The 18,863-nt window shown below is 66.3% G+C and carries 17 protein-coding genes and 2 pseudogenes; 9 read left to right on the top strand and 10 right to left on the bottom strand.

Annotation, left to right across the window (positions count from 1 at the left end; all coding sequences use genetic code 11):
* Positions 1–151: 151 nt before the first annotated feature.
* The gene (locus Q9R26_RS17840; protein ID WP_311228087.1) at positions 152–2,332 is read left to right on the top strand and encodes an ATP-binding protein; all 2,181 of its coding nucleotides are present in this window, start codon (positions 152–154) and stop codon (positions 2,330–2,332) included.
* A gap of 78 nt (positions 2,333–2,410) precedes the next feature.
* On the opposite strand, the gene Q9R26_RS17835 is transcribed toward Q9R26_RS17840, so the two are convergent.
* The 3 genes from Q9R26_RS17835 to Q9R26_RS17825 all read right to left on the bottom strand — a co-directional run bounded on the left by Q9R26_RS17835 (position 2,411) and on the right by Q9R26_RS17825 (position 5,358).
* Complete coding sequence (locus tag Q9R26_RS17835; protein WP_311228086.1) at positions 2,411–3,301, bottom strand: helix-turn-helix domain-containing protein; 891 nt, start codon at positions 3,299–3,301, stop codon at positions 2,411–2,413.
* Positions 3,302–3,519: 218 nt separating this feature from the next.
* Positions 3,520–3,825 (bottom strand): hypothetical protein, encoded by a 306-nt coding sequence (locus Q9R26_RS17830; protein WP_311228085.1) that lies wholly within the window; start codon positions 3,823–3,825, stop codon positions 3,520–3,522.
* A 171-nt stretch (positions 3,826–3,996) separates the two neighbouring features.
* Positions 3,997–5,358, bottom strand: coding sequence for a SpoIIE family protein phosphatase (locus Q9R26_RS17825; RefSeq protein ID WP_311228084.1), 1,362 nt, complete (start codon positions 5,356–5,358; stop codon positions 3,997–3,999).
* Between the two features lie 601 nt (positions 5,359–5,959).
* Between Q9R26_RS17825 and Q9R26_RS17820 the strand changes: the two are divergent.
* The 3 genes and pseudogenes from Q9R26_RS17820 to Q9R26_RS17810 form a co-directional block, all read left to right on the top strand.
* Positions 5,960–6,196: pseudogene (locus tag Q9R26_RS17820) on the top strand (alpha-L-rhamnosidase); the annotation flags it as partial.
* An 86-nt stretch (positions 6,197–6,282) separates the two neighbouring features.
* Positions 6,283–6,423 (top strand): annotated as a pseudogene (locus Q9R26_RS17815) (alpha-L-rhamnosidase C-terminal domain-containing protein); the annotation flags it as partial.
* A 181-nt stretch (positions 6,424–6,604) separates the two neighbouring features.
* Positions 6,605–7,213, top strand: a complete 609-nt coding sequence (locus Q9R26_RS17810) for a 3-hydroxyacyl-CoA dehydrogenase NAD-binding domain-containing protein (protein ID WP_311228083.1) — start codon at positions 6,605–6,607, stop codon at positions 7,211–7,213.
* Positions 7,214–7,414: 201 nt separating this feature from the next.
* Here the strand turns inward: Q9R26_RS17810 and Q9R26_RS17805 are convergent, their stop codons facing one another.
* Positions 7,415–8,014 (bottom strand): helix-turn-helix domain-containing protein, encoded by a 600-nt coding sequence (locus tag Q9R26_RS17805; RefSeq protein WP_311228082.1) that lies wholly within the window; start codon positions 8,012–8,014, stop codon positions 7,415–7,417.
* Between the two features lie 60 nt (positions 8,015–8,074).
* Between Q9R26_RS17805 and Q9R26_RS17800 the strand changes: the two genes are divergently transcribed.
* The 3 genes from Q9R26_RS17800 (at position 8,075) to Q9R26_RS17790 (ending at position 11,385) form a co-directional block, all read left to right on the top strand.
* Positions 8,075–9,298 carry an alpha/beta hydrolase gene (locus tag Q9R26_RS17800; protein WP_311228081.1) on the top strand — a complete coding sequence of 408 codons (1,224 nt, stop codon included), beginning with the start codon at positions 8,075–8,077 and terminating at the stop codon, positions 9,296–9,298.
* Between the two features lie 185 nt (positions 9,299–9,483).
* A complete protein-coding gene (locus Q9R26_RS17795; protein ID WP_311228080.1) occupies positions 9,484–10,707 on the top strand; it encodes an alpha/beta hydrolase in 1,224 nt (407 codons plus the stop codon).
* 357 nt (positions 10,708–11,064) lie between these two features.
* Positions 11,065–11,385 (top strand): hypothetical protein, encoded by a 321-nt coding sequence (locus Q9R26_RS17790; protein WP_311228079.1) that lies wholly within the window; start codon positions 11,065–11,067, stop codon positions 11,383–11,385.
* Positions 11,386–11,772: 387 nt separating this feature from the next.
* Here Q9R26_RS17790 and Q9R26_RS17785 read toward each other — a convergent pair whose 3' ends face one another.
* Positions 11,773–12,009: a hypothetical protein gene (locus tag Q9R26_RS17785; RefSeq protein ID WP_311228078.1), complete on the bottom strand. Its 237-nt coding sequence runs from the start codon at positions 12,007–12,009 to the stop codon at positions 11,773–11,775.
* 446 nt (positions 12,010–12,455) lie between these two features.
* Between Q9R26_RS17785 and Q9R26_RS17780 the strand changes: the two genes are divergently transcribed.
* On the top strand, positions 12,456–13,169 hold the full coding sequence (locus Q9R26_RS17780; protein ID WP_311228077.1) for a GAF and ANTAR domain-containing protein: 714 nt from the start codon (positions 12,456–12,458) through the stop codon (positions 13,167–13,169).
* A 16-nt stretch (positions 13,170–13,185) separates the two neighbouring features.
* A complete protein-coding gene (locus tag Q9R26_RS17775) occupies positions 13,186–13,917 on the top strand; it encodes a GAF and ANTAR domain-containing protein (protein ID WP_311228076.1) in 732 nt (243 codons plus the stop codon).
* 711 nt (positions 13,918–14,628) lie between these two features.
* Here Q9R26_RS17775 and Q9R26_RS17770 read toward each other — a convergent pair.
* From Q9R26_RS17770 to Q9R26_RS17750, 5 genes are all read right to left on the bottom strand, one after another.
* Positions 14,629–15,195, bottom strand: coding sequence for a winged helix-turn-helix domain-containing protein (locus Q9R26_RS17770; RefSeq protein ID WP_311228075.1), 567 nt, complete (start codon positions 15,193–15,195; stop codon positions 14,629–14,631).
* A gap of 226 nt (positions 15,196–15,421) precedes the next feature.
* Positions 15,422–15,691, bottom strand: a complete 270-nt coding sequence (locus Q9R26_RS17765; RefSeq protein WP_311228074.1) for a hypothetical protein — start codon at positions 15,689–15,691, stop codon at positions 15,422–15,424.
* Positions 15,691–16,626, bottom strand: a complete 936-nt coding sequence (locus Q9R26_RS17760) for a hypothetical protein (protein WP_311228073.1) — start codon at positions 16,624–16,626, stop codon at positions 15,691–15,693. The genes Q9R26_RS17765 and Q9R26_RS17760 overlap by 1 nt, the downstream gene beginning before the upstream one ends.
* Positions 16,623–17,930 carry a tyrosine-type recombinase/integrase gene (locus Q9R26_RS17755; RefSeq protein ID WP_311228072.1) on the bottom strand — a complete coding sequence of 436 codons (1,308 nt, stop codon included), beginning with the start codon at positions 17,928–17,930 and terminating at the stop codon, positions 16,623–16,625. Before Q9R26_RS17755 ends, Q9R26_RS17760 begins: the two co-directional genes overlap by 4 nt.
* Positions 17,923–18,729, bottom strand: coding sequence for a TIGR02391 family protein (locus Q9R26_RS17750; RefSeq protein WP_311228071.1), 807 nt, complete (start codon positions 18,727–18,729; stop codon positions 17,923–17,925). Before Q9R26_RS17750 ends, Q9R26_RS17755 begins: the two co-directional genes overlap by 8 nt.
* Between the last annotated feature and the right edge of the window lie 134 nt (positions 18,730–18,863).

Genomic DNA, 18,863 nt, shown 5'->3' with positions numbered 1-18,863 from the left:
GGTCTACCGTTGGGACGTGCCCGCGAGACCTATTGACCTGGCGGTCCATCAACCGCCTCCGGGCCGCGAGGCATCCGGAGGCGGGTTCCCCAGCCCCGAGCATCGCCCATGGAGCGCTTCGGCGTTGCTTCGGTTCGGGGTTGAGCGCGGCATGACCGCGACTCTCGCCACCGTGGCAGCGCTGTTGACGCTACTAGCCCTACCGGGATTCCCGGCTGATCATTGGATTGCCCCCTTTCCACTGATCGCCGTGTCCTTGTCCTTGGCCGGCGTGATGGTTGTCGCCTTGCCGATTGCACTTCTACGCCGCACGGGAGCAGTCAAGGCGGGACTGTGGATCCCGGTCGCCAGCTACATCGGTCTTCTCCTCCTGGAACCATTCACGATTCCTGACTCCTTGCCGTCAGGGTCAACGCCATGGCTTCTCGGCCTGTCGCTCATCGCTTTCAGCTGCGCCGTGCTGGCCGAGGTCCGTCCACTGCGCGCGGGGCTTGTCTGCACCGGACTCAACGTCGCTCTCGCGTGCGTCTACGCCGGACGGTTCCCCATCAGTCACACCCTTATCGTTTTCCTCGGCCTCCAACTCCTCATCGTCGGACTCATCATGGGGGTGCGGGCATTGCGGGTGCGTGCCGATCATGCGGACACGGTCGAACGTCAAGCACAGCTCCTCTTCGAGGACCAGCAACGGCAGGCGGCGACGGAGACAGAACGCGTCCGCACTGATGCGCTGCTGCATGACACTGTGCTCGCTGCTCTGCTGACGGCCGCGAGCCAGCAGACACCCGAGCGCGCAGTCAGCATGTCCTACGAAGCCCTCGCGATCGTCTCGTCCCACGAACGCCAGTCCACGCAGCCGACGGTCGCACAATTCGGTCTCGTCTGGTCATCGGTTGCAGCTGGCCTGTCGCTCTCTCCCGACACCGTTCACTTCGCGCTGACGGATGTGGACTCAATAGAACTGCCGCCGGAGGTGGGTGATGCGCTTGTCTCGGCGACCGTCCAGGCTCTCGTCAACAGCGTCAAGCACGCCGGGACGTCGGCGACACGGTCTGTGGTCGGTTCCGGCGTCAGAGGCGGCGGCCTCCGCGTCGTCATCTCCGACGACGGCCACGGCTTTGACCCCAACGCCGTCACCGCCGAACGGCTCGGAATACGAGTCTCGATCCTGGAACGCATCCGACACGTCGGTGGCACGGCGCACATCCGCTCTTCACCCGGCAACGGCACCGTGGTCACTCTGGAATGGCATCCGGACCCGACATACACACCGCTGACCCGTCGACCCGGCGAATCACTCCTGAGCTTTTTGCCCCGCCGACGCCTCTACCAGCTCTTCGCCGCAACGATCGTTGCAGCCGTCCTGATCGCCACCGTCGACGCCCTCGTTAACACCCACGCTTACGCGTCCATCCTTTCCTCAGTCCTGGGCCTCGCCATCCTTCCCGCCCTCATCCGAGGCGCAAGGCGAGGAGTCATGTCTGACCGGGCGGCATGGACGACCACCTGCGTGGCCGTGCTGCTGTGCAGCATCGCCACAATCGGGCTTGATCCAGCCGATTTCGACGCCGCGTCCGTCGCCCGCTACACCTGCGGAGTCCTTGCCGGCGCCGCCATGGGGTGGATGGCCGGCCGTCGGGTACCCCCTGTCATCACCGTGACCGCGCTCGTGACCCAAATCGCCGTGTGGGCCGGACCCGCCGGGGTCATCCGCCTGGGTCTCGCCGGAGAAATCGTCATCGTCATCGCAGGACTCCTCATCCACCGCGCCATCCGGCAAGTCACCGCCGCCGCCCGAACCGCTGCGTTGAAACACCGCGACCTCACCATCCAGTACGCAGAGCAAGACGCATTCAACAACGAGCGGCAGCAGCGACTCCAGCACGCCGGTAACACCGCCGCCCCCATGCTCCACCGCATCATCACCACCAACGGGATCCTCGATGAGGATTCCCGGACCGAATGCCGTGTCCTCGAACAAGCCCTCCGAGACGAAATACGCGGCCGCAGCCTGCTCAACAGCGCCATCCGCCAGGTCATCTCCGACCACCGCCGCCGCGGCACTCTCGTCCAAGTCCTCGACGACGGCGGCCTCGACAAAATCACGGCACCGGCACTCGACGCCCTCCTCAACGACGCCGCCCACCAACTCGAGTCCGTGCAATCCAGCCGCATCGTCATCCGCACCGGACAACCCGAATCCGGCACCGCCATCACCATCGTGGCCTCCACCCCCGACGAAACAGCCGCCGCCCTCGGCTTCGACGCCGATGACGAAGTCGACCTCTGGCACACCATCCCCCACCCCGACACCGCCGCACTCACCACCTGACAGCACCGAGTGTGATGCTCAACGACACAACGTCCCTGGGCATCACAGCTCGCCGGTCGCCCGGTAGCGCCTGCGCGGTCAGTGCTGCCGTCGTCGGAGCGTTTGGCTCGGTGGCTCACCGAACCGATCGGCGTAGGTGCGCGCGAATCTGCCGAGGTGGTGGAACTGCCAACGGCGTGCGATGTCTGCGACGCTTGTCGCGGCCTCGTCCTGGAGGTCTCGTCGTACACCGTTGAGGCGGACGTTGCGCAGGTATTGCAGCGGAGTCATCCCGTGCACGCGGGCGAAGGCACCCTGAAGCCCCCTCGCGCTCAACCCAGATGCAGCCACAAGATCGCGCAACGCCAGCGGACTGCACGCTTCACGATGCATCAAGTCCACCGCACGTGCGACGGGTGTCAACGTGTCGCTCGAAGGAACACGCACACGGAAGGTGTCGATGATCGAGTCAGCGACCCGTGCGTTCAGCATCGTTCGAGCGGCCCCCTCGATCGACTCGTCCACCAGGTCGGGGGTGCTCCGACGGAGTTCCTCCCGCAGCCGACGCAGCGCGTCGAGGTCAGCGGGTTGTTCGTCGAAGACGACTGGACCGGGCACGTAGATGCCACGGTTCCCGAGATGCTGTCGGAGGAGCCGATTGGACAGGTGCAGCATCGACACCTTGCGGGTGTCGGCGGTGAAGTCGTAAAGGACACTGCTCGAGAGGAACATCGGCCGACCGGGCACGACGGTCATCGCAGCAGCGGACTCAGGGGTGATGGTTGCGGAGCCGTCCCCGATCCAGAAAACAATGTGTTGGGGCCGCCGTTGCATGCGACCGGTCCGGGTGCCCGCGACCACGGCCCCGCGCATCGACACGTCCGCATCCCCGGCGCTGACGTACTGAAACTGATCGAGAGATCCCTCGACGCCATCAGTGAGGCCGTACGCTTCCTCGAGCTCAGCACCGCGGTGTTCGCTGATCGCCACCACTTTCGTCCTCCGGAACGTGGGCGGCCGTTCCGGGAGCGGCGTTGCCGTCACCACAGCATCCTGACATCGCCAAGCCCGCATCTGAACTCCACCGCAGATCCCGGTTGCGGAACGCGGACATTGGAAGACCCGCACTCACCACTCAGCTGATGCGGACTCGCTCGAGGGGCCACTATCGCGAACAAGCCGCTTGTACGGCTAGTCAGCGAGCAAGGTCAGGCCCCACCGGGTCTGTGGCTCGGCACGCCAGCGAGAGCGAGAGCGACGCGCCTGGTGAGCTCCTGAACGAAATCAGGATCGTCGTCCTCCGACAAGTCATCGGAAGCGTTGGTCGCCAGCACCGGAATCCCGGGACCGAGGACCACACTCGCGGTCGCAGCAACGCCATATTCGTCGCAGGTTGGCACGTCCACGACATCTCCACCGCCTGTGTGCGCAAGGACCGCCGCGTAGTGCAAGACCGCCGACGCGGCAGCATCCGTCACCAGGATCGTCTCTGAGCCGTAGCCGAGATTCTTCATCGCTCTCCAAGCACCGTCGCGCCGGCACTGGCTGCCCACGTCTCGACGCTAGCGACCACCATCTCGACATCGACTCAGGGCCGCACAAACATCTCGAACGAATCCATCTTCACCGCTCGAACACCACCATGAGAGCGCGGTGCAGGACGCGTGACAGCGGAAGGTTCCCGTTCATTGCCCTTCGGCGGCCACCGACGCACGGTACGTGACTGCGAGGATGGTGACGTCGTCGGGGTGATCACTCGCGGTCGCGAGGGCGGCAACTGCTGCGACAACCGAGGCAGCAGTGCCGTGTTCCTCGAGCAGGTCGGAAAAGCGGTCGAAGGTGTCGGCGCCGGTGCCGAAGAGGTCGAGTACGCCGTCGCTGATAGAAACGATCGCGTCGCCGTCGACCAGGGTTACGGGCACGCTCGACCACGACATGCCAATACCAAGTGGCAGATCAGCGGAACGAAGCGGTTCCTGTGTCCCATCGGCACGACGCAGGATCGTGAGACCGTGGCCCGCGTCGGCCCACTGCGCGGTGCCGTCCCGGTCGACGCGGAGGTGAAAGCAGGTTGTGAATTGGCCGCTCAGGAGGGCGCTGCCGTCCGATGCAATCCCGGCCGCCGCACGGCGGAGTCCCTGCGCGGCGTCCGAGTCGTCAACGGTGCTTCGGATCACCGACCGCACCGCAGCCGCGATCATGCCGGCAGCGACGCCCTTCCCCATCACGTCGCCCAGGGTGAATGCTGCTCCGGTCTGTGTTGGAAACCAGTCGTAGAAGTCCCCGCCAACACGCTTCGCCGGGATGCATACGCCGACCGCTTCGAGCTGCGCGGGCAGCGAGGCAGCATCGTTCGGCAGCAGCGCCTGCTGCATGAGCGCGGCCTGCACGATCTCCGACTCCATCACCCGTCCCAGCCGTTGCGCGACGTCGAGGCGGAGCGTTGCACGACGGGAAAGTTCGTTCGTAACCGCCGCAGCCGCGCCATACACCAGCACCACGACCACGAGCCGGACAGCCTCACTGCCCGGTATCGCGCCCGGTGCGATCACGTACGGCAACAGCAACGTCACGCATGTACCGATCAGCGGGTAGACGATATGCCGACGGCCAGGGTTAGCGGCGATCCAGATGACGGGCAACACCACGATCGCCAGGAACACCGACCGGGTCCCCCCGGTGCCATACCGCAGCAGCCCGATAGCGATGAAATCCACCGCCGGCAGCAGCAACTCAGCACGCAGGAGCCACGGCCACCGCGGAATCGCGGCCGCGACCAGGAGCGCTAGCAGCGCACACGCGACCCCGGTCCACATGCTGATGGGCTCGGACACAGGAAGCCACGGCGTGAGCGTGCTGGCGACTGCAGCGGATGTGATGAACCCGGCCACGACCGCCTGCTTCACCAGCGGAGCCATCAGCGGCTGGCCGATGGGTAAGCTGACGGGGCCGGTATCCGCGTCGCCTCGGATCCGGACCAGCCGGCGGCCAGCCGGCGCACTGGCCACGGTTATGTCCGGGCCGTCCTGCGCCGCATCTGGTCCCATCGAACCAGTCAACACGACGCCGAGCGGACAAACAGCCCCGCGTTCGGGGTTGCCGCGTATGCCGACTCGATGTGCGCCTATGCGTCGGCGACGTCGACCGTTGGAAGAGCCAGCCGCACACCACGGTCCAACTCGTCCTGGATGATCCGGAGAGCGGCTGGGCGTGGTGTCGCGACGCCGACGGGCACGACGGGTGGCTTTCCCACCGGGCAATTGCCGAGCGATGCCGTCGTTTGGGTGCCGCGGGCGCTGTGGCAGGCGTACGGCGACCGGACGGTACAGCAGGAGGCCTTCCCGTCCATGGCCGCTCATCTGCGCCGGGTCGCGTCGCTGCTGTCCTCGGACAGGCTCTGAAACGCGAATTCCCAGTTCGGCGACTGGCTCGATCCCGACACCGATCCCAGATGCCGTGGGCGGCGAAAGTCGACCCAGGTGTCGTCGCGACCGCCAGCGCCTACCGCAGTGCCGTCGTCACCGCTGAAGCAGCGTCCCTCCTCGGCCTGGAGGACGCTCACAGCGAGTTCGCCGAGCTCGCGACCCGCCTCCGCGCCGCGTTCCGCGACGGCTACGTCGACACCTCGGCGCACCGCATCCTCAGCGACTGCACCACCGCCTCGCCGAGCTGGTCGCCGCCAGTGGTCACGTCATCTCCACCGGCTTCGCGGGAACCCTGTTCATCACCGACGCGCTCAGCAGCATCGGGCACATCGACACGGCCTACGAGCTGCTCCTGCAGCAGCAGTGCCCGTCCTGGCTCTACACGGTCACAATGGGCGCGGCCACCATCTGGGAGCGCTGGGACTCGATGCTGCCCGACGGCACCATCAACCCGGGCGAGATGACGAGCTTCAACCACTACGCCCTCGGCTCCGTCGCCGACTGGATGCACCGTGTCGTCGCCGGCATCGCGCCCCTCGAACCTGGATGCACCGTGTCGTCGCCGGCATCGCGCCCCTCGAACCTGGATACCGCCGGATCCTCATCGCTCCGCAACCCGGGAGCACCCTCGACTGGGTCGAGAGCGAGCTCCTCACTTCCTCCGGAGCCGTTTCCGTTCGATGGTCGCGGTCCGCGACGGAGATCGACCTCATCGCGCGCATTCCCGAGGGCACCGACGCCGCCCTCGAGGGCGCCCACGAGCGATTCGCCGGGCTCGGAAATCTACGCGACCGAGGTCGCAGCAGGCGACACGGCCGCGGAGCTCGCGCTCACCCGCCTGCGCTACTCCAGCGACCTCGCGGAGACTGTGGTCAACGCCGACCTCGTCATCGAACCTGTCCCCGAGGACCTCGAGATCAAGCGCGCCCTCTACTCCGCACTGGGCGCTGCCGCTCCCGAGAAGACGATCTTCGCGACGAACTCATCAACCCTCCTGCCGAGCGACCTCAAGGACCCCACCGGTCGTCCGGACCGCTTCCTCGCGCTGCGCTACGCGAACAACGTCTGGCGGCAGAACACCGCCGAGGTGATGGGCACAACCGACACCGATCCCGAGGTATTCCGCGCGGTCGTCGACTTCGCCGAGCGCAGCGGCCTCGTGCCGATCGAGATCAGGAAGGAGAAGGCTGGCTACGTCCTCAACTCACTCCTCGTTCCGTTGCTGAACGCCGCGGCCGGACTGGTGCTCGAGGGCGTCGCCGACCCCGAAACCGTCGACAAGACCTGGCGCCGCGGGACCGGGGCTCCCTCGGGACCATTCCAGATCTACGACGTGATCGGACTCACCACCGCCTACCACGTCGCCGTCGCCAGCCCCGAGCCCGCCGGCCAGGTGTGGGCCGCGTACCTCAAGGCGAACTGCCTCGATCAGGGCAAGCTCGGCATCCCCACCCGCGAAGGGTTCTACCGGTACTGAATTATTCGTCTTGGCTCAGAACAGACGTACCGCCACAAGCCGAACCACGCATTGCGCCACAGTGCAATTCGGTAAGGCGAGACGAGCGAACGAGCTGACGCAATGTACAGCTTTCCGCGCATCCACCTGCAAGAGCAGGCTGGCAAAAGCACTCCCTCGCGACCATCAGGACTGGGCATTGCGGCCTGGCTACGCGTTGATTCAGCTGCGCGGCTGTGCTTGCAGAGCAGCTATGCCCGCGTGGAGAAATGTTCGGAGCGCTTCGAATGTCTGCCCGCTTTCGCCACGGACATCGGGTAGCAGCTCGGTCTCTTGGATTGCGCCCGCAATAGCGCCGTAAATCGTGTGCACAACTGGCGTTTCTGGCGGCACCCCGAGTTCCATGGCCAGTGCCTGGATACCGACCTTGACCGTTGCCTCACCTTGGATGCTTGTCATGGCGCGTAGTGCAGGGTTGGCCCGGAACATCGATGCGCGAAGTTCGCGTTCGCCGGGATCAGTGAGAGCAATCTCGTTCTGGACCCAGTCAACCACCGTGTCAACCACTCCACGCGTCCGATGAGAACTGGAGAGAACATCCGCCAAGCGCAGCATTGCTGCGTTGGTCGACGCGAGAGCAATATCGAGTTTCGTCGGAAAACGCAATGACACCGTTCGTGGAGCCACCTCCGCGGCCAACGCGATATCGGCCACGGTCGTTTGGTTGTAGCCCTGCGTAGCGAACAGTTGCATCGCCGCCAGCTCGATTGCCTTCGTTCGCCGCGCCTTCGCGCGCTCTCGATGGGATGGATCGTCGGTCACAGGATGATGCTACCAGATGCAATAGTGCAGTTGATTGTAATTTTGCGTTAGGGTGTACGCATGACTCGAGGCACCTCCGACGCTCACCACCGACCAGCGCGCCCTTCTCCCGGCTGGGTGATCGCCCTGTGGGTGGCGAAGATCGCTGGCTCGGTCCTGATCGTCGTGCTCGGTCTCGTGGTTCTCGGCGCGTTCTTCCCCAGGCTTCTGGGTCTCGGCGTCATCGGTGCGGCGCTGTCGGGAGCGTCGACTTGGCTCGGTCTAGCGGCTCTCATCGGCCTGGGTGTGGCCGTGTGGTTGCTATTGCGACGTCGGGGCATCTGGCGAGGCATCATGACCGGCGTTGCGGCCGTGACCGTGATCGGTTGCGCCGTCATCACCACGCAGCTCGTCAGCCTCGGAGCGCAGTACGGCGTTGCGATCAACCCGTTCGGCCTGACCGTGTCGACATCCGCACCCGACGATGTCGTCTCATATGGCGAGCACGATGGAAAGAGCTTGAACGTATCGATCTGGCGCCCGACTACTGGCTCCGCGGAGAACGCACCCGTTGCTTTCATCACTCACGGCGGAGGGTGGGTCAACGGTTCACCGGCTGAGATGCAAGAGATCATCCCCGCACTCACCAACGCTGGCTGGCTTGTCATCGGACCCGCTTACACCCTCGCAACCCCAAGATCTCATACGGTCAACTTCGTCGAAGATCAGATTGGTTGCGCCATGGCTTGGACTCAAGCCAACGCCGCCAGCTACGGCGGAGACCCCTCCACCTTTGTATCCATGGGTGACAGCGCGGGCGGGAACCTCGCCATCAACACCGCTTACCGCACGGCCTCGGGCGACCTCGCTTGTGACCGCATTGGCGCTATGCCTGACGTCGATGCCGTCGCCGTCATCTTCCCTGCCGTCAACCCCGTGGCGCTCTGGAACGACAGCGTGACCGGTGGTGTGCACCCGGGGCAGACCTTCCTCGAGCAATACGTCGGCGGCTCACCCACCGAATTCCCGAAGGAATACAAGGCGGTTGCCTCCGCGCCCCACGTCACTCCCGCTTCACCGCCCACGCTCATCTTGCAGGGAACGAATGATCACCTCGTGCAAGCTCACGCCGTTGCTGACTTCGCCAGAACATCGCGTGCCGCGGGCGTCGACACGACGTACGTTTCGGTTCCACACGGCGAGCACGTGTTTCAGTCCAGCCCGCTTGGTTCTCAGCTTTACCGGTCAATCACTCTGAAGTGGCTTGAAGAGCAGGGCCTCACCCCTTCGACTTCAAACAAATAGTCGAAGACGATCGCCGCCCGCCGTTCAGCCGGGAATTCCCGGACTGTCGATCTGCGGGGAGTCGAGCCCTCATCTCACCCAACGCGCGGAGCATGATGCCCGGTAAGGCATCAGCGGCGGTCGCTCATCCCGACCCGGCCGTTCAGCGTAGTCACCGGCCGTTCGTTCAAACCCTAGGAGGATCCGTGCCCCATTCCATCAGCGTTGCGCAGCGTTCGAAGCGGGCGGGGAGGACCCGACGGGTTGTCCGGTTGATCCTCCTCCTCCTCGGAGGCGCGCTTTGTCTGTTGAGCGGGGTACTGCTGCTGGGTGCGGCGATACCCCGCCTTCCGGTCATTGGCACTATCGGAACTTTCGTACTGACGCCGCTTGCACCCCAGTTCGTCGTCATAGCCCTGGTGGGCGTGGCCCTGACGCTGCTGGCTTTCCGACTCGGCCTTCGTCGGACCGGTGCGGTGCTCACCGCCGTCGGGATGGTCGCGTCCATCGGCTCCGGTCTGATCCTGTCGAGTCAGGTACGTGCCGCGGACGCCGCGGGTGCGCGGATCAACGTGCTCGGTACGTTCAATCCGCAGCCGATCACAGCCGGGGCTCCTGACGAGGTCGTGCAGTACACGACCGTCGACGGCACGGCTCTGAAGATGGACGTCTACCGGCCCCATGGAACGGCGCGCGGCGGCGGGCACCCGGTTGTGATGTATGTCCACGGCGGCGGGTGGAGCGGCGGCGCGCCGGAGGATCAGGCGGCAAACCTACGATGGTTCGCGGACCGCGGCTACCTCGCCGTCGCTCCGCAGTACGTGCTCTCCACCAGCGCCCGAGCGACGTGGGACACCGCGGGGCCGCAGGTCGGCTGCGCGCTGCGGTGGGTCGGCGACCACGCCGCGCAGTACGGCGGGGATCCTGCACGGCTCTTCGCGTGGGGCGAGTCAGCTGGAGGAGGTCTGATCCTCACCGCCGGCTACGCCGCCGCACAGGGGCGCGCCGAGTCGTCATGCGGTGGGTCTGTGCCGGCCCTCCGAGCGGTCTCGGCGGCCTTCCCCGGGGTCGACACGGCGAGCATCTACGGCAACCCCGACGCCGTGCTCGGCGGAGCGTCGCGGACGTTCGTCACCGACTACCTCGGCGGCAGCCCAGCCTCCCACCCTGCGCGGGCCGCCGCCGTGTCGCCCTCAACCTTCGTCAGCGACCAGGCACCACCGACCCTGCTGGTACTCAGCGGCGACGACCACCTGGTCCCCATCGCGGGCGCACTGCGCTTTTCCGAAGCCGCTCGTGGAGCCGGTGCGGCGGTGACAACGGTGCGGATCCCGCACACCGATCACGGCAGCATCTTCATTTTCAACGGTGTCGCGAACCAGACGCTGCTGCAAAGGTCGCTGGCGCTCTTCGAGCAGCACGGCGGCTAACCGGCAACCCGGGGACACGATCCGGACACGATCCGGACACGGTCGCCATCAGGTTCAACACCAGCCGCCCTGTCCAACGTGGTCGGATCGCTCCCGTCCGACACCGAGCGGACGCCGATACCCACTCCCCTGACATCGCCACCATGCTAGACACGTCCAGCCACTCAGCCCGCCCCTACTGGGCATCTTGATAGCCGATCGGCTACCGGGACGGTTCGTCTCTCGATGAACCGTCACCGGCGGGTACGGTTCGGACCCGGTGCCGATGCGAGGCATGGGCACCAGGGGCTGCATGTAGTAGCTCTTCTCGCTCAGGTGCGGTCGTTGTCTTCGCGGTCGTGGCGGTGGACGCGGGCCTTGGCCAGTCCCCTGCTGACGATGTGTGCCGCGGTCACGATCGCGACGTACAGCCAAGGCGGCAACTGTCTGATCGACGGGCGGGAGGCGGGCTGCGTCATCGCGATCTACGCCGTCACGAACGGGCGCACTTCAGTGGATGCGGTCAGTTTCGAAGCCGGCCGGCAGGGTGTCGCACTCGCATGGTCATCTGCCCGGACCGATGTCTCTCGGTACCCGATCGGCTACCGGACGATCGTGCCGTATAGCATCCCGCCGTGGGATCAATCAAACCCCTACCTCGTGCGCTCGCATGGTTCGTCACTATCACTGCCGCGCTGATGCTTGCCCTGGGGCTCTTGAACTTGGTGATCAACACTGGTCAAAAATCGGCTCGTGGCTGCCGCTGATCGTGCTCATGCCTTGGTCTCTGCACCTCGGTGTTTGGAGTCTCCGAAATCAGGGCAAGCGCTGATCCATCGAACGTTCGAGCGCTCGTCCGAAAGTCAATCCGCTATCGAGACGTGAACACGACACGGAGCGAAGCGAGAACGACGACACAGAACGAAGCTGCTCACAGGTGCAGGAATCGGCTGCCGCGTGTGCGGTAGCCGATCGGCTACCGGGACGGTTTATCTCTAGATGACCGGTCACCGGTGGGTACGGTTCACCTCCCGGTGCCAATACGAGGCATGGGCACCAGGGGCTGCATGGATCGGTGCTTCTTGGTTAGGAGCGGTCGTTGTCTTCGCGGTCGTGGCGGTGGGCGCCAGCCTTGGCCAGGCCGCGGCTGACGATGTACACCGCGGTCACGATTGCGACGTACAGCCACGCGCGGTCGGCGCCGAAGCGTTGGTTGTCGTCGCCGTTGTCGGTGACGGCGGCTGCGATGAGGATCGCGATGGAGACCACGAGCCAGACGTAGAACTCGGTGGTCTTCAGTGCGGACTTCGTTTCCAACCACACAGAGTGCGTCGTACGGGTCGGGAGGGCGGCCTATTGGGCCGCTTCGACCACGGGCACGGTTGATGCGGAGTCGGGCCAGCGACCGTCGGGGAGGGTGTACCGGTCGGGCACGGGATCAGGGGCGCGCCCGACCGGTGGTCCATGGTGCAGAAGCGGAGAACCGCCGAGGTGAATCAGCTGCGTGGTCACGGTGTCATCCCTGTTCGTCATCGAGAATCCGGGTGGTTCCGGCGACCAGGGGCTGGGGCAGCTGTCAGCAACGGTAGACCTGATGTGCAGGTGGCGCAAGGCCGAACATGCCACACCGTGCACCGCGACTGCGCTGGCACGATACGGTGGGCAGCGACCCGGTGCCTGGACCTCGCGCTGGTGACAGCGAGGAGGTCAACCATGCACGGGCAGGGACAGCAGTTGCACAGCGACCCTGGTACTGAAGGTGAGCTTTGGTGACGGCGGCCGACGATTTCACTCGCGCCGCCGCCGCACTTCACAGTGCTGCGGTCGACGAGGATCTCTGTGCACCGTTCTTGTCGGTGCTACCGGTCACCGGTATCGCGATCTCCACCGTCGGAAACCCATTCGGATCCGAAACGGTGTGCGCGAGCGACATGACAGCAGCGCGATTGGACGAGATCCAGCTCGACCTCGGCGAAGGACCCTGCTGGGAAGCCGTGCGAACCGGGACGCCGGTGCTTGAACCGGATGTGCAGCGAGCGACGTCGTCGCGGTGGCCCGTCGCATTGGAGGCAATGCAAGCGACCGGACTTGGCGCCGTGTTCGCGTTCCCGATGCGGCTCGGCACGCTCGACATCGGAGTCGTCGACCTCTACACGCGCACCCCCAGCACTCTTGACCCGGGCCCGGTCCGGCAGGCGGCCGCGTTGACCGAAGCCGCCGCCCGGCAAGTGCTGCGCCGGGCACTGCTCCGCATCGAATCGGAAGCGGACGGCACCCCAGCGACCGCCGCAGGGGAATACTCTCGCCGGGAGGTGCACCAAGCATCCGGCATGCTCGCCGCACAGACCGGAGCTAACGTGGACGACGCTCTCCTAATCCTCCGCGGGCACGCCTTCGCGGCCGGACGATCCGTCCGGGATCTCGCCGCCGACGTCGTCTCCCGAGTCGTCGACTTCACAGACCACAACGACGATGCACCGTAGGGAAGGAAAACAGACCATGGTCACCACTCGAGAGCACCGCCTCGTCGACGCGTTCGTCACCCTCACCGACACCCTCGTCGCCGACTACGACGTCGTTGAACTCCTGCAATCCCTCGTCGACAACGCCACCGCGCTCTTCGACGCCTCTGCCGCCGGCATCCTGCTCGCCAACCAGCGGCAGGAGCTCGAGGTCGTCGCGTCGACGAGCGAACGCAGCAACCTCATCGGCCTGATGCAGCTCGAAGCCGGCGAAGGGCCCTGCGTCGAAGCGTTCACGACCGGAACAGCCGTGTCCGTCAGCGACGCTGACGAAATGCGGCAACGGTGGCCGCGCTTCGCGGCCGCCTCCGAAGAAGCTGGCTACGCCTCCGTGCACTCCATTCCGTTACGCCTGCGGGACACGACGCTCGGATCGATGAACCTGTTCCGTGAGACCGCTGGCGCACTGAACGACGAGGACGCGATCGCCGCACGAGCACTCACCGACGTCGCCACGATCAGCATCCTGCAGCAACGCAGCGTCGAGCACGCCACCCTCGCCCAAGAGCAGCTGCAACGGGCACTCAACAGCCGAGTGGTCATCGAACAGGCCAAGGGCTTCATCTCCCACACCCACCAGGTCGACATGCACACCGCGTTCCAGCTCCTCCGACGCTACGCCCGCTCACACCAGATGCCCCTCGCTGAGCTCGCCCGGGCCGTTGCCACCGGCGAGACCGTACTGCCCGCCATCACGGAACGCACCTAACACCGCCCGAGCGAGGCGCCCTCAACAATTCACGCCGGGGGCTTGTGCCCCACGCCACGACTCCCCTAGCGTTGCCCCCAGCTGCCCCAGTCCTTGGTCGCCGGAAACACCTCTTGCTTTCCATGATGACCAAGGAATCAGTGTGACTTTGCAGCCCTCCCCCCTCGGCGCCATGCCGACGGGTCTCCCCGAACCACCGGTCGGGCATCGACCCGAACGCATGCCCGACCGGTCTCCCCTCCCCGCCAGCAGTCGGCCCGACGACGGCAGCACTGCTTACACGCGCACCCGACCGCACTACGGGGCCGCGACTGGCACATCGACCTAGCTGGCCAACGCACGTCTCAGAGCTCCCGACGCCGATGTGCGCGGCACTGCGAACGCACTCACGCGCACCAGCAGACACTGGCGGTAGCGAGTTGCGGAACTGTTCGGGTCAGGACGGCAACACGCTAGGAGAGCAGTCTGCTGCGATCCGGCGGGTCGGAATCGAGTTAACCCCTCTTCCGGCTCGTTCCCGAGGTCGACGATCGCTCGCCGCACGGTCGGTACGAGCCCACCGGGCTGTGTGGACGGGCCGGAGGAGCTTTGTCTCAACTCCGGCCAGCGCAGGAGCTGGTGAGACCCCTGCGCGCGACCATAAAACCCAGGGGACGGAATGGCATCAGCGAGAGTCCGGGATGCGTCGCGCCCGATGCCGAGTGCCGGCGGTCAGATCTTCGCGAGGGCGCCAGCCGTTGCAGCTGCCGCGTCCCAGTCGATGTTCGCGTCAGCAGCAGGGGCGTGGAACTTCACCCGACCACGCACCGCTGCCTCGGTCGCCGTGAAGAGCGGGTTGCCGAACCCGGCGATGAGCGCAGCGACCGCGTCCTGCAGCCCCCGGTACGCGTCAACGTCGTGCGCGTCGACGCTGGCAGTGAGCTTGCTCGCGGCCGCGGCCTTCCGCGCATCAGTGGTCGCTTCCTCGGCGTGGTCGATCGCCCACGCGTGCAGCGCAGCGAGGAGCATCGCGGCCTGGTCGTGCGCCGGCCCGGAGAGGCTGGCAACCCGGGTGTACCGGTTCGCGGCCATCTCCACGAGCCCTTCCGACTCAAGCCGGGCAATCGCTTCCCGCACCGGAGTACGCGAAACACCAAGCCAGCTCGTGAGCTCCTCATCGTTCAGACGCTCCCCCGCCTCGAGCGTGCCGTTCTCGATCGCCTCGAGCATCTGCTCGTAGACGACATCACGGAGAAGACGGCGAGGACCCTGACTGGTCGGAGACTTCGGAACAGGCATACCGGAACCATATCCCGGATATCAGTCGCCGGACGAGGCGCCATACTGAGGGGACGTAGCTAACGCTTCGATCAGCAGCACCCTCTCGGCAGCCGATCTAGCGGAGGCTGAAGCCGAACAGGCTCGACGATCGTGAGCGGCACGGTGACCAGCGTGGTGATCGCCGCACCTTCAGGTTCTTCTTCTCGCAACTTCCCGCGCAACCGCCTTCTACTTCACGCGCACCTCATGGCGTTAAGCGCCCCACTAGCTCCTGGCACTCTTGCCCGTACCCCTCGGTGACGTCGATATCCGCGGCGGCCTCGTAGTAGCGGAGGGGCATGTCGTGGTCATCGAACCGCGCCGGCGGGTTGCCTGGCTCGTCCCAGGGGGAAATCACGGCGAGAAATCGGCGCGCCACCTCTGGGTAGAGGGACGCTAGCTCGAAGATCTCGTTGCGTCTCGGATTGCCCCACCGGCCGCAGAGTTCCCTGGCTAGCTCTTCGTGTCGGGTCATCACACGCCCTCATCATCCTCGTCGTCGTCGTGCATGGGCGCTAGCAGGTCGTCGATCGCCAGGCCGAGCCGGTGAGCTTCCGCGAGCACCTCGGCGGACCGTGCGAACGCTGCGGCCACCCGCACCTCGAGCTCGCCGACCTCCTTGTAGGTCTCGGCAGCACTCAGAGCGTCAAAGCGGCTCGGCTTCCGAGTGTGCGGTCCGACGTCCTCGACGAACCCGGACGAGCTGCGCCTGGCCGGGACGATGGACGTGATCGACCGCGTCGATAGCGGTACGTCCGTCCTGGTCCAGCCGTAGCTGTCGAGGGAGAGCAGCAACTTGGCTGCACGACGCCACGGTTCGGTGACGGGGCGGCCGCAGTCGTGCTCGGAGAGATCGGCCTTCGTCGAGTCCAGGAGCGCGCGTGTCTCGTGCTGATGGCCGAGGTACGCGTTTCCGACCACCCGGAGCCAGCGTGTGACGGCGCACGCCAGGCACGTGGCCGGGTCGTCGTTGCTGGGGATGACGCGACCGTGGATCTTCACGATGCTGCCGACCTCGATCAGCCCGGGCGTGATACTCCGGGCCTCTTGGCGGCTCAACTGCAGGAGGCCGACGAGGACCACGAGGAACGCGTCACGCCGGCCCCGGAGACCAACGGGGTGGCGGTACTTCGGGATCTCCACCAACGCCTGTTCGACGTCCGCGACCGACGCCTCGCCCGTCCAGACACGATCCGCCGGCGGCACGATGATCGGGGACGGCTCCCCTGCGGCGAGGTGCTGGGCGGCGATCGCTTGACGTCGAAGCCGCTGCTGCGACTTCGATCCGGGGAAACACTCCAGGAACTGCTCGACTGTCTCGGGCGTCGCCGGGAGGGCGTCTCTTCCCGACGCCGTGCACCATGCCTCGAAGCGTGCCCAGTGCCGCTCGAGCTGCGATGTCTCGGTCACAGCTTGATCCGGGTTGAGGCGTTGCGCACCAGCGGCGCGTACTCGCGGTCGTAGATCCGCAGCGTCGCCGCGGAGGTGTGGCCGGTCTGGTTCATGATCTCGACGTCGGTCGCGCCGGCGTTGCGAGCCTCGGTGATGAAGCCGGCACGCATCGAGTGCCCGCTGAAGCCCTCGGCGTCGACGCCGGCCTTCCGGATCCGGGACTGGACGACCTTGCCGACCGCCGTCGGAGTGAGCCGGGTCTCGCGGAAGAAGCCCCACTTGCTCACCGCGGGGAAGAACGGAGCTGCAGGGTTGAGACGCTCCTCGTGCGGCGGGAGCCCGTCGTCGCAGATGTGGACGTCGGTCGCGGCGTCCTTGAGCGCGGCGAACATCCCGGCCTCTCCGCGCTGATGCTGCTCGACCTGCAGCCGGTACAGCCGCACGAATGCGCAGGGCCCGCAGGTGAGCGGGTTCGAGCCGAAGCGGATGACCTTCGCTGGCCCGTCGCCTTCCTGCTGCGTCTTGGATCGACGCATCCGGATGCGGACCCCCTCGTCGGGCACGACACGGTAGTCGCTGACGTCAGTCGCAACGAGTTCGCTCTCGCGGAACGCGCCGACGAAGCCGAACAGGAGCAGGGCGTAGTCGCGGGTGTTGATGGTTCCGCGCTGCAGGTCGGTGAGGTCGATCGCGCGCAGGGTGCGCTGCAGGAGCTTCAGCGTCAGCGGAGCAGCACGCTGGACGGGTGGTGGGTCATCACGTCGGATGCCCTGCATGGTGTCGCGGACGCGCGGGTGCTTCCCGGGCGGATCGAAGTGGCGGCGCTCGTGCTCCCAGTTGATTGCGGCGAGGTAGCGCGCGATCGTCGACGGCGCGTAGCGACGGACCCCTGGAGCAACCTCCGAGGCCGCCTTCGCTGCGAGGAAGTCGGCGACCACCTTCGGGGTCCGCGGCGCCGTGCGCACGCCGGCGATGTCGGCTGGATCGTGCACCTCGTCGTCCTCGAAGCCCGCGAGCCAGCGCGCGAACTGACGGAGATCACTCTGGTAGGCGCGCACCGTGCTCTCGGACTTCGCCTCGAGGGCGAGTTGCTCAGCCGTCTTTGCCACGACAGGCGGCCGCGGCCCCCGCGCTGCAGCACGACGAACGGCCGCCGCGGTGCGACTGCGCTCGGCGGCCGCGCGCTGCTCGGCGGTCATCGCCTTGCCCGACACCGCTCGCAGCGGCCGCAGCGTTAGCCGGTCATCACCGACCAGCTCCGGGACGAGGTCCTCGCGTGCGTCGCCGGAGAGGACGAGCTCCTCCCCCGGCTCGTCACTCACCGGACACCTCGTTAGCGAGGCGTGCCTTAGCCCGGTCGACGATGCGGAGGAGCAGGTCTGCGAGGTGGATGATGCTCGCCGCCTCGATCGGGCTGTCGAACTCGACCGTGCGGTGGCTGGTGGGGTTCTTGAACGCGCCGATGGCGCCGACGAACAGGTTGAGGACCGCCTCCTGCTCGGACGGCACTTCGCGGTGGTCCGCGAGGGGTCCGCCGACCTTGAAGGCGTCCCGCATCATGTGGGTACCGAGCTTCTCCTGGCCGAAGCCGGCGGCTTCACGGACGGCGATCTCGACCTGCTGGGTTGCCGAGAAGACCGCGGTGGCGTAGTCGCCGCGCTCGAAGTTCGGACGCGCCGTGGTGTTCAGCGCCGGGTGGAGCTCGGAGTGCAGCTGCAGGGTGGACTCGATGTGCGTCACGGATTGGTGCTTCGCTGCCTCGAGCCCGTCCGTGGTCAGCATGAAGTAGGGACCGTAGTGCGCCTCAGCTTTCGGGCCGAGGAGGCCTCGGGCCACGAGCCACGCGATGCCGTCTGCCACGTACTGCTCGACGATGACCTGGTTCGCACCCGAGAGGGCCTTCACGGACTCCCCCGCCGCGTTGGTGGCACGACCACGCGCCGTACTGACGATGTCGTGGGCGCTCCACGCCGGCGTGCTCGCCCAGGCGAAGGCGTGGAGTAGGAACATCCCGGCGTCCGAGGGACTCGCGTCGTTGAGCCGACCGAGCGTGGTCCGCTGTTCGAGGACAGGAACCGAGATCTCGCGGTCCTCGGTGGCAACGACGGTCTTCGTGTACACGGCTCTCCAGACGCTCGGAGGGCGTCCTGGGAAGCGAAATCCGTCGGAAACAGGTCCTGTGACCCCCGCCCACATCAGTTCCGATAATGCTGCTTCTCGGACCGTTCCGGCGGTAGTGGAAGTGACAAATACCA

This window comes from Curtobacterium sp. BRB10 (genome assembly GCF_031844325.1).
Lineage (GTDB): Bacteria > Actinomycetota > Actinomycetes > Actinomycetales > Microbacteriaceae > Curtobacterium > Curtobacterium poinsettiae_A.
Note: the sequence above shows the minus strand (reverse complement) of the source record. Positions and strands in the feature narration are given on the sequence as shown.

Bases quoted from the DNA above. Each gene is read 5' to 3' on its own strand.
- Q9R26_RS17825 (WP_311228084.1), bottom strand. From the start codon at position 5,358: ATGGGACCAGATGCGGCGCAGGACGGCCCGGACATAACCGTGGCCAGT.
- Q9R26_RS17830 (WP_311228085.1), bottom strand. From the start codon at position 3,825: ATGAAGAATCTCGGCTACGGCTCAGAGACGATCCTGGTGACGGATGCT.
- Q9R26_RS17800 (WP_311228081.1), top strand. From the start codon at position 8,075: ATGACTCGAGGCACCTCCGACGCTCACCACCGACCAGCGCGCCCTTCT.
- Q9R26_RS17770 (WP_311228075.1), bottom strand. From the start codon at position 15,195: ATGCCTGTTCCGAAGTCTCCGACCAGTCAGGGTCCTCGCCGTCTTCTC.
- Q9R26_RS17775 (WP_311228076.1), top strand. From the start codon at position 13,186: ATGGTCACCACTCGAGAGCACCGCCTCGTCGACGCGTTCGTCACCCTC.
- Q9R26_RS17765 (WP_311228074.1), bottom strand. From the start codon at position 15,691: ATGACCCGACACGAAGAGCTAGCCAGGGAACTCTGCGGCCGGTGGGGC.
- Q9R26_RS17840 (WP_311228087.1), top strand. From the start codon at position 152: ATGACCGCGACTCTCGCCACCGTGGCAGCGCTGTTGACGCTACTAGCC.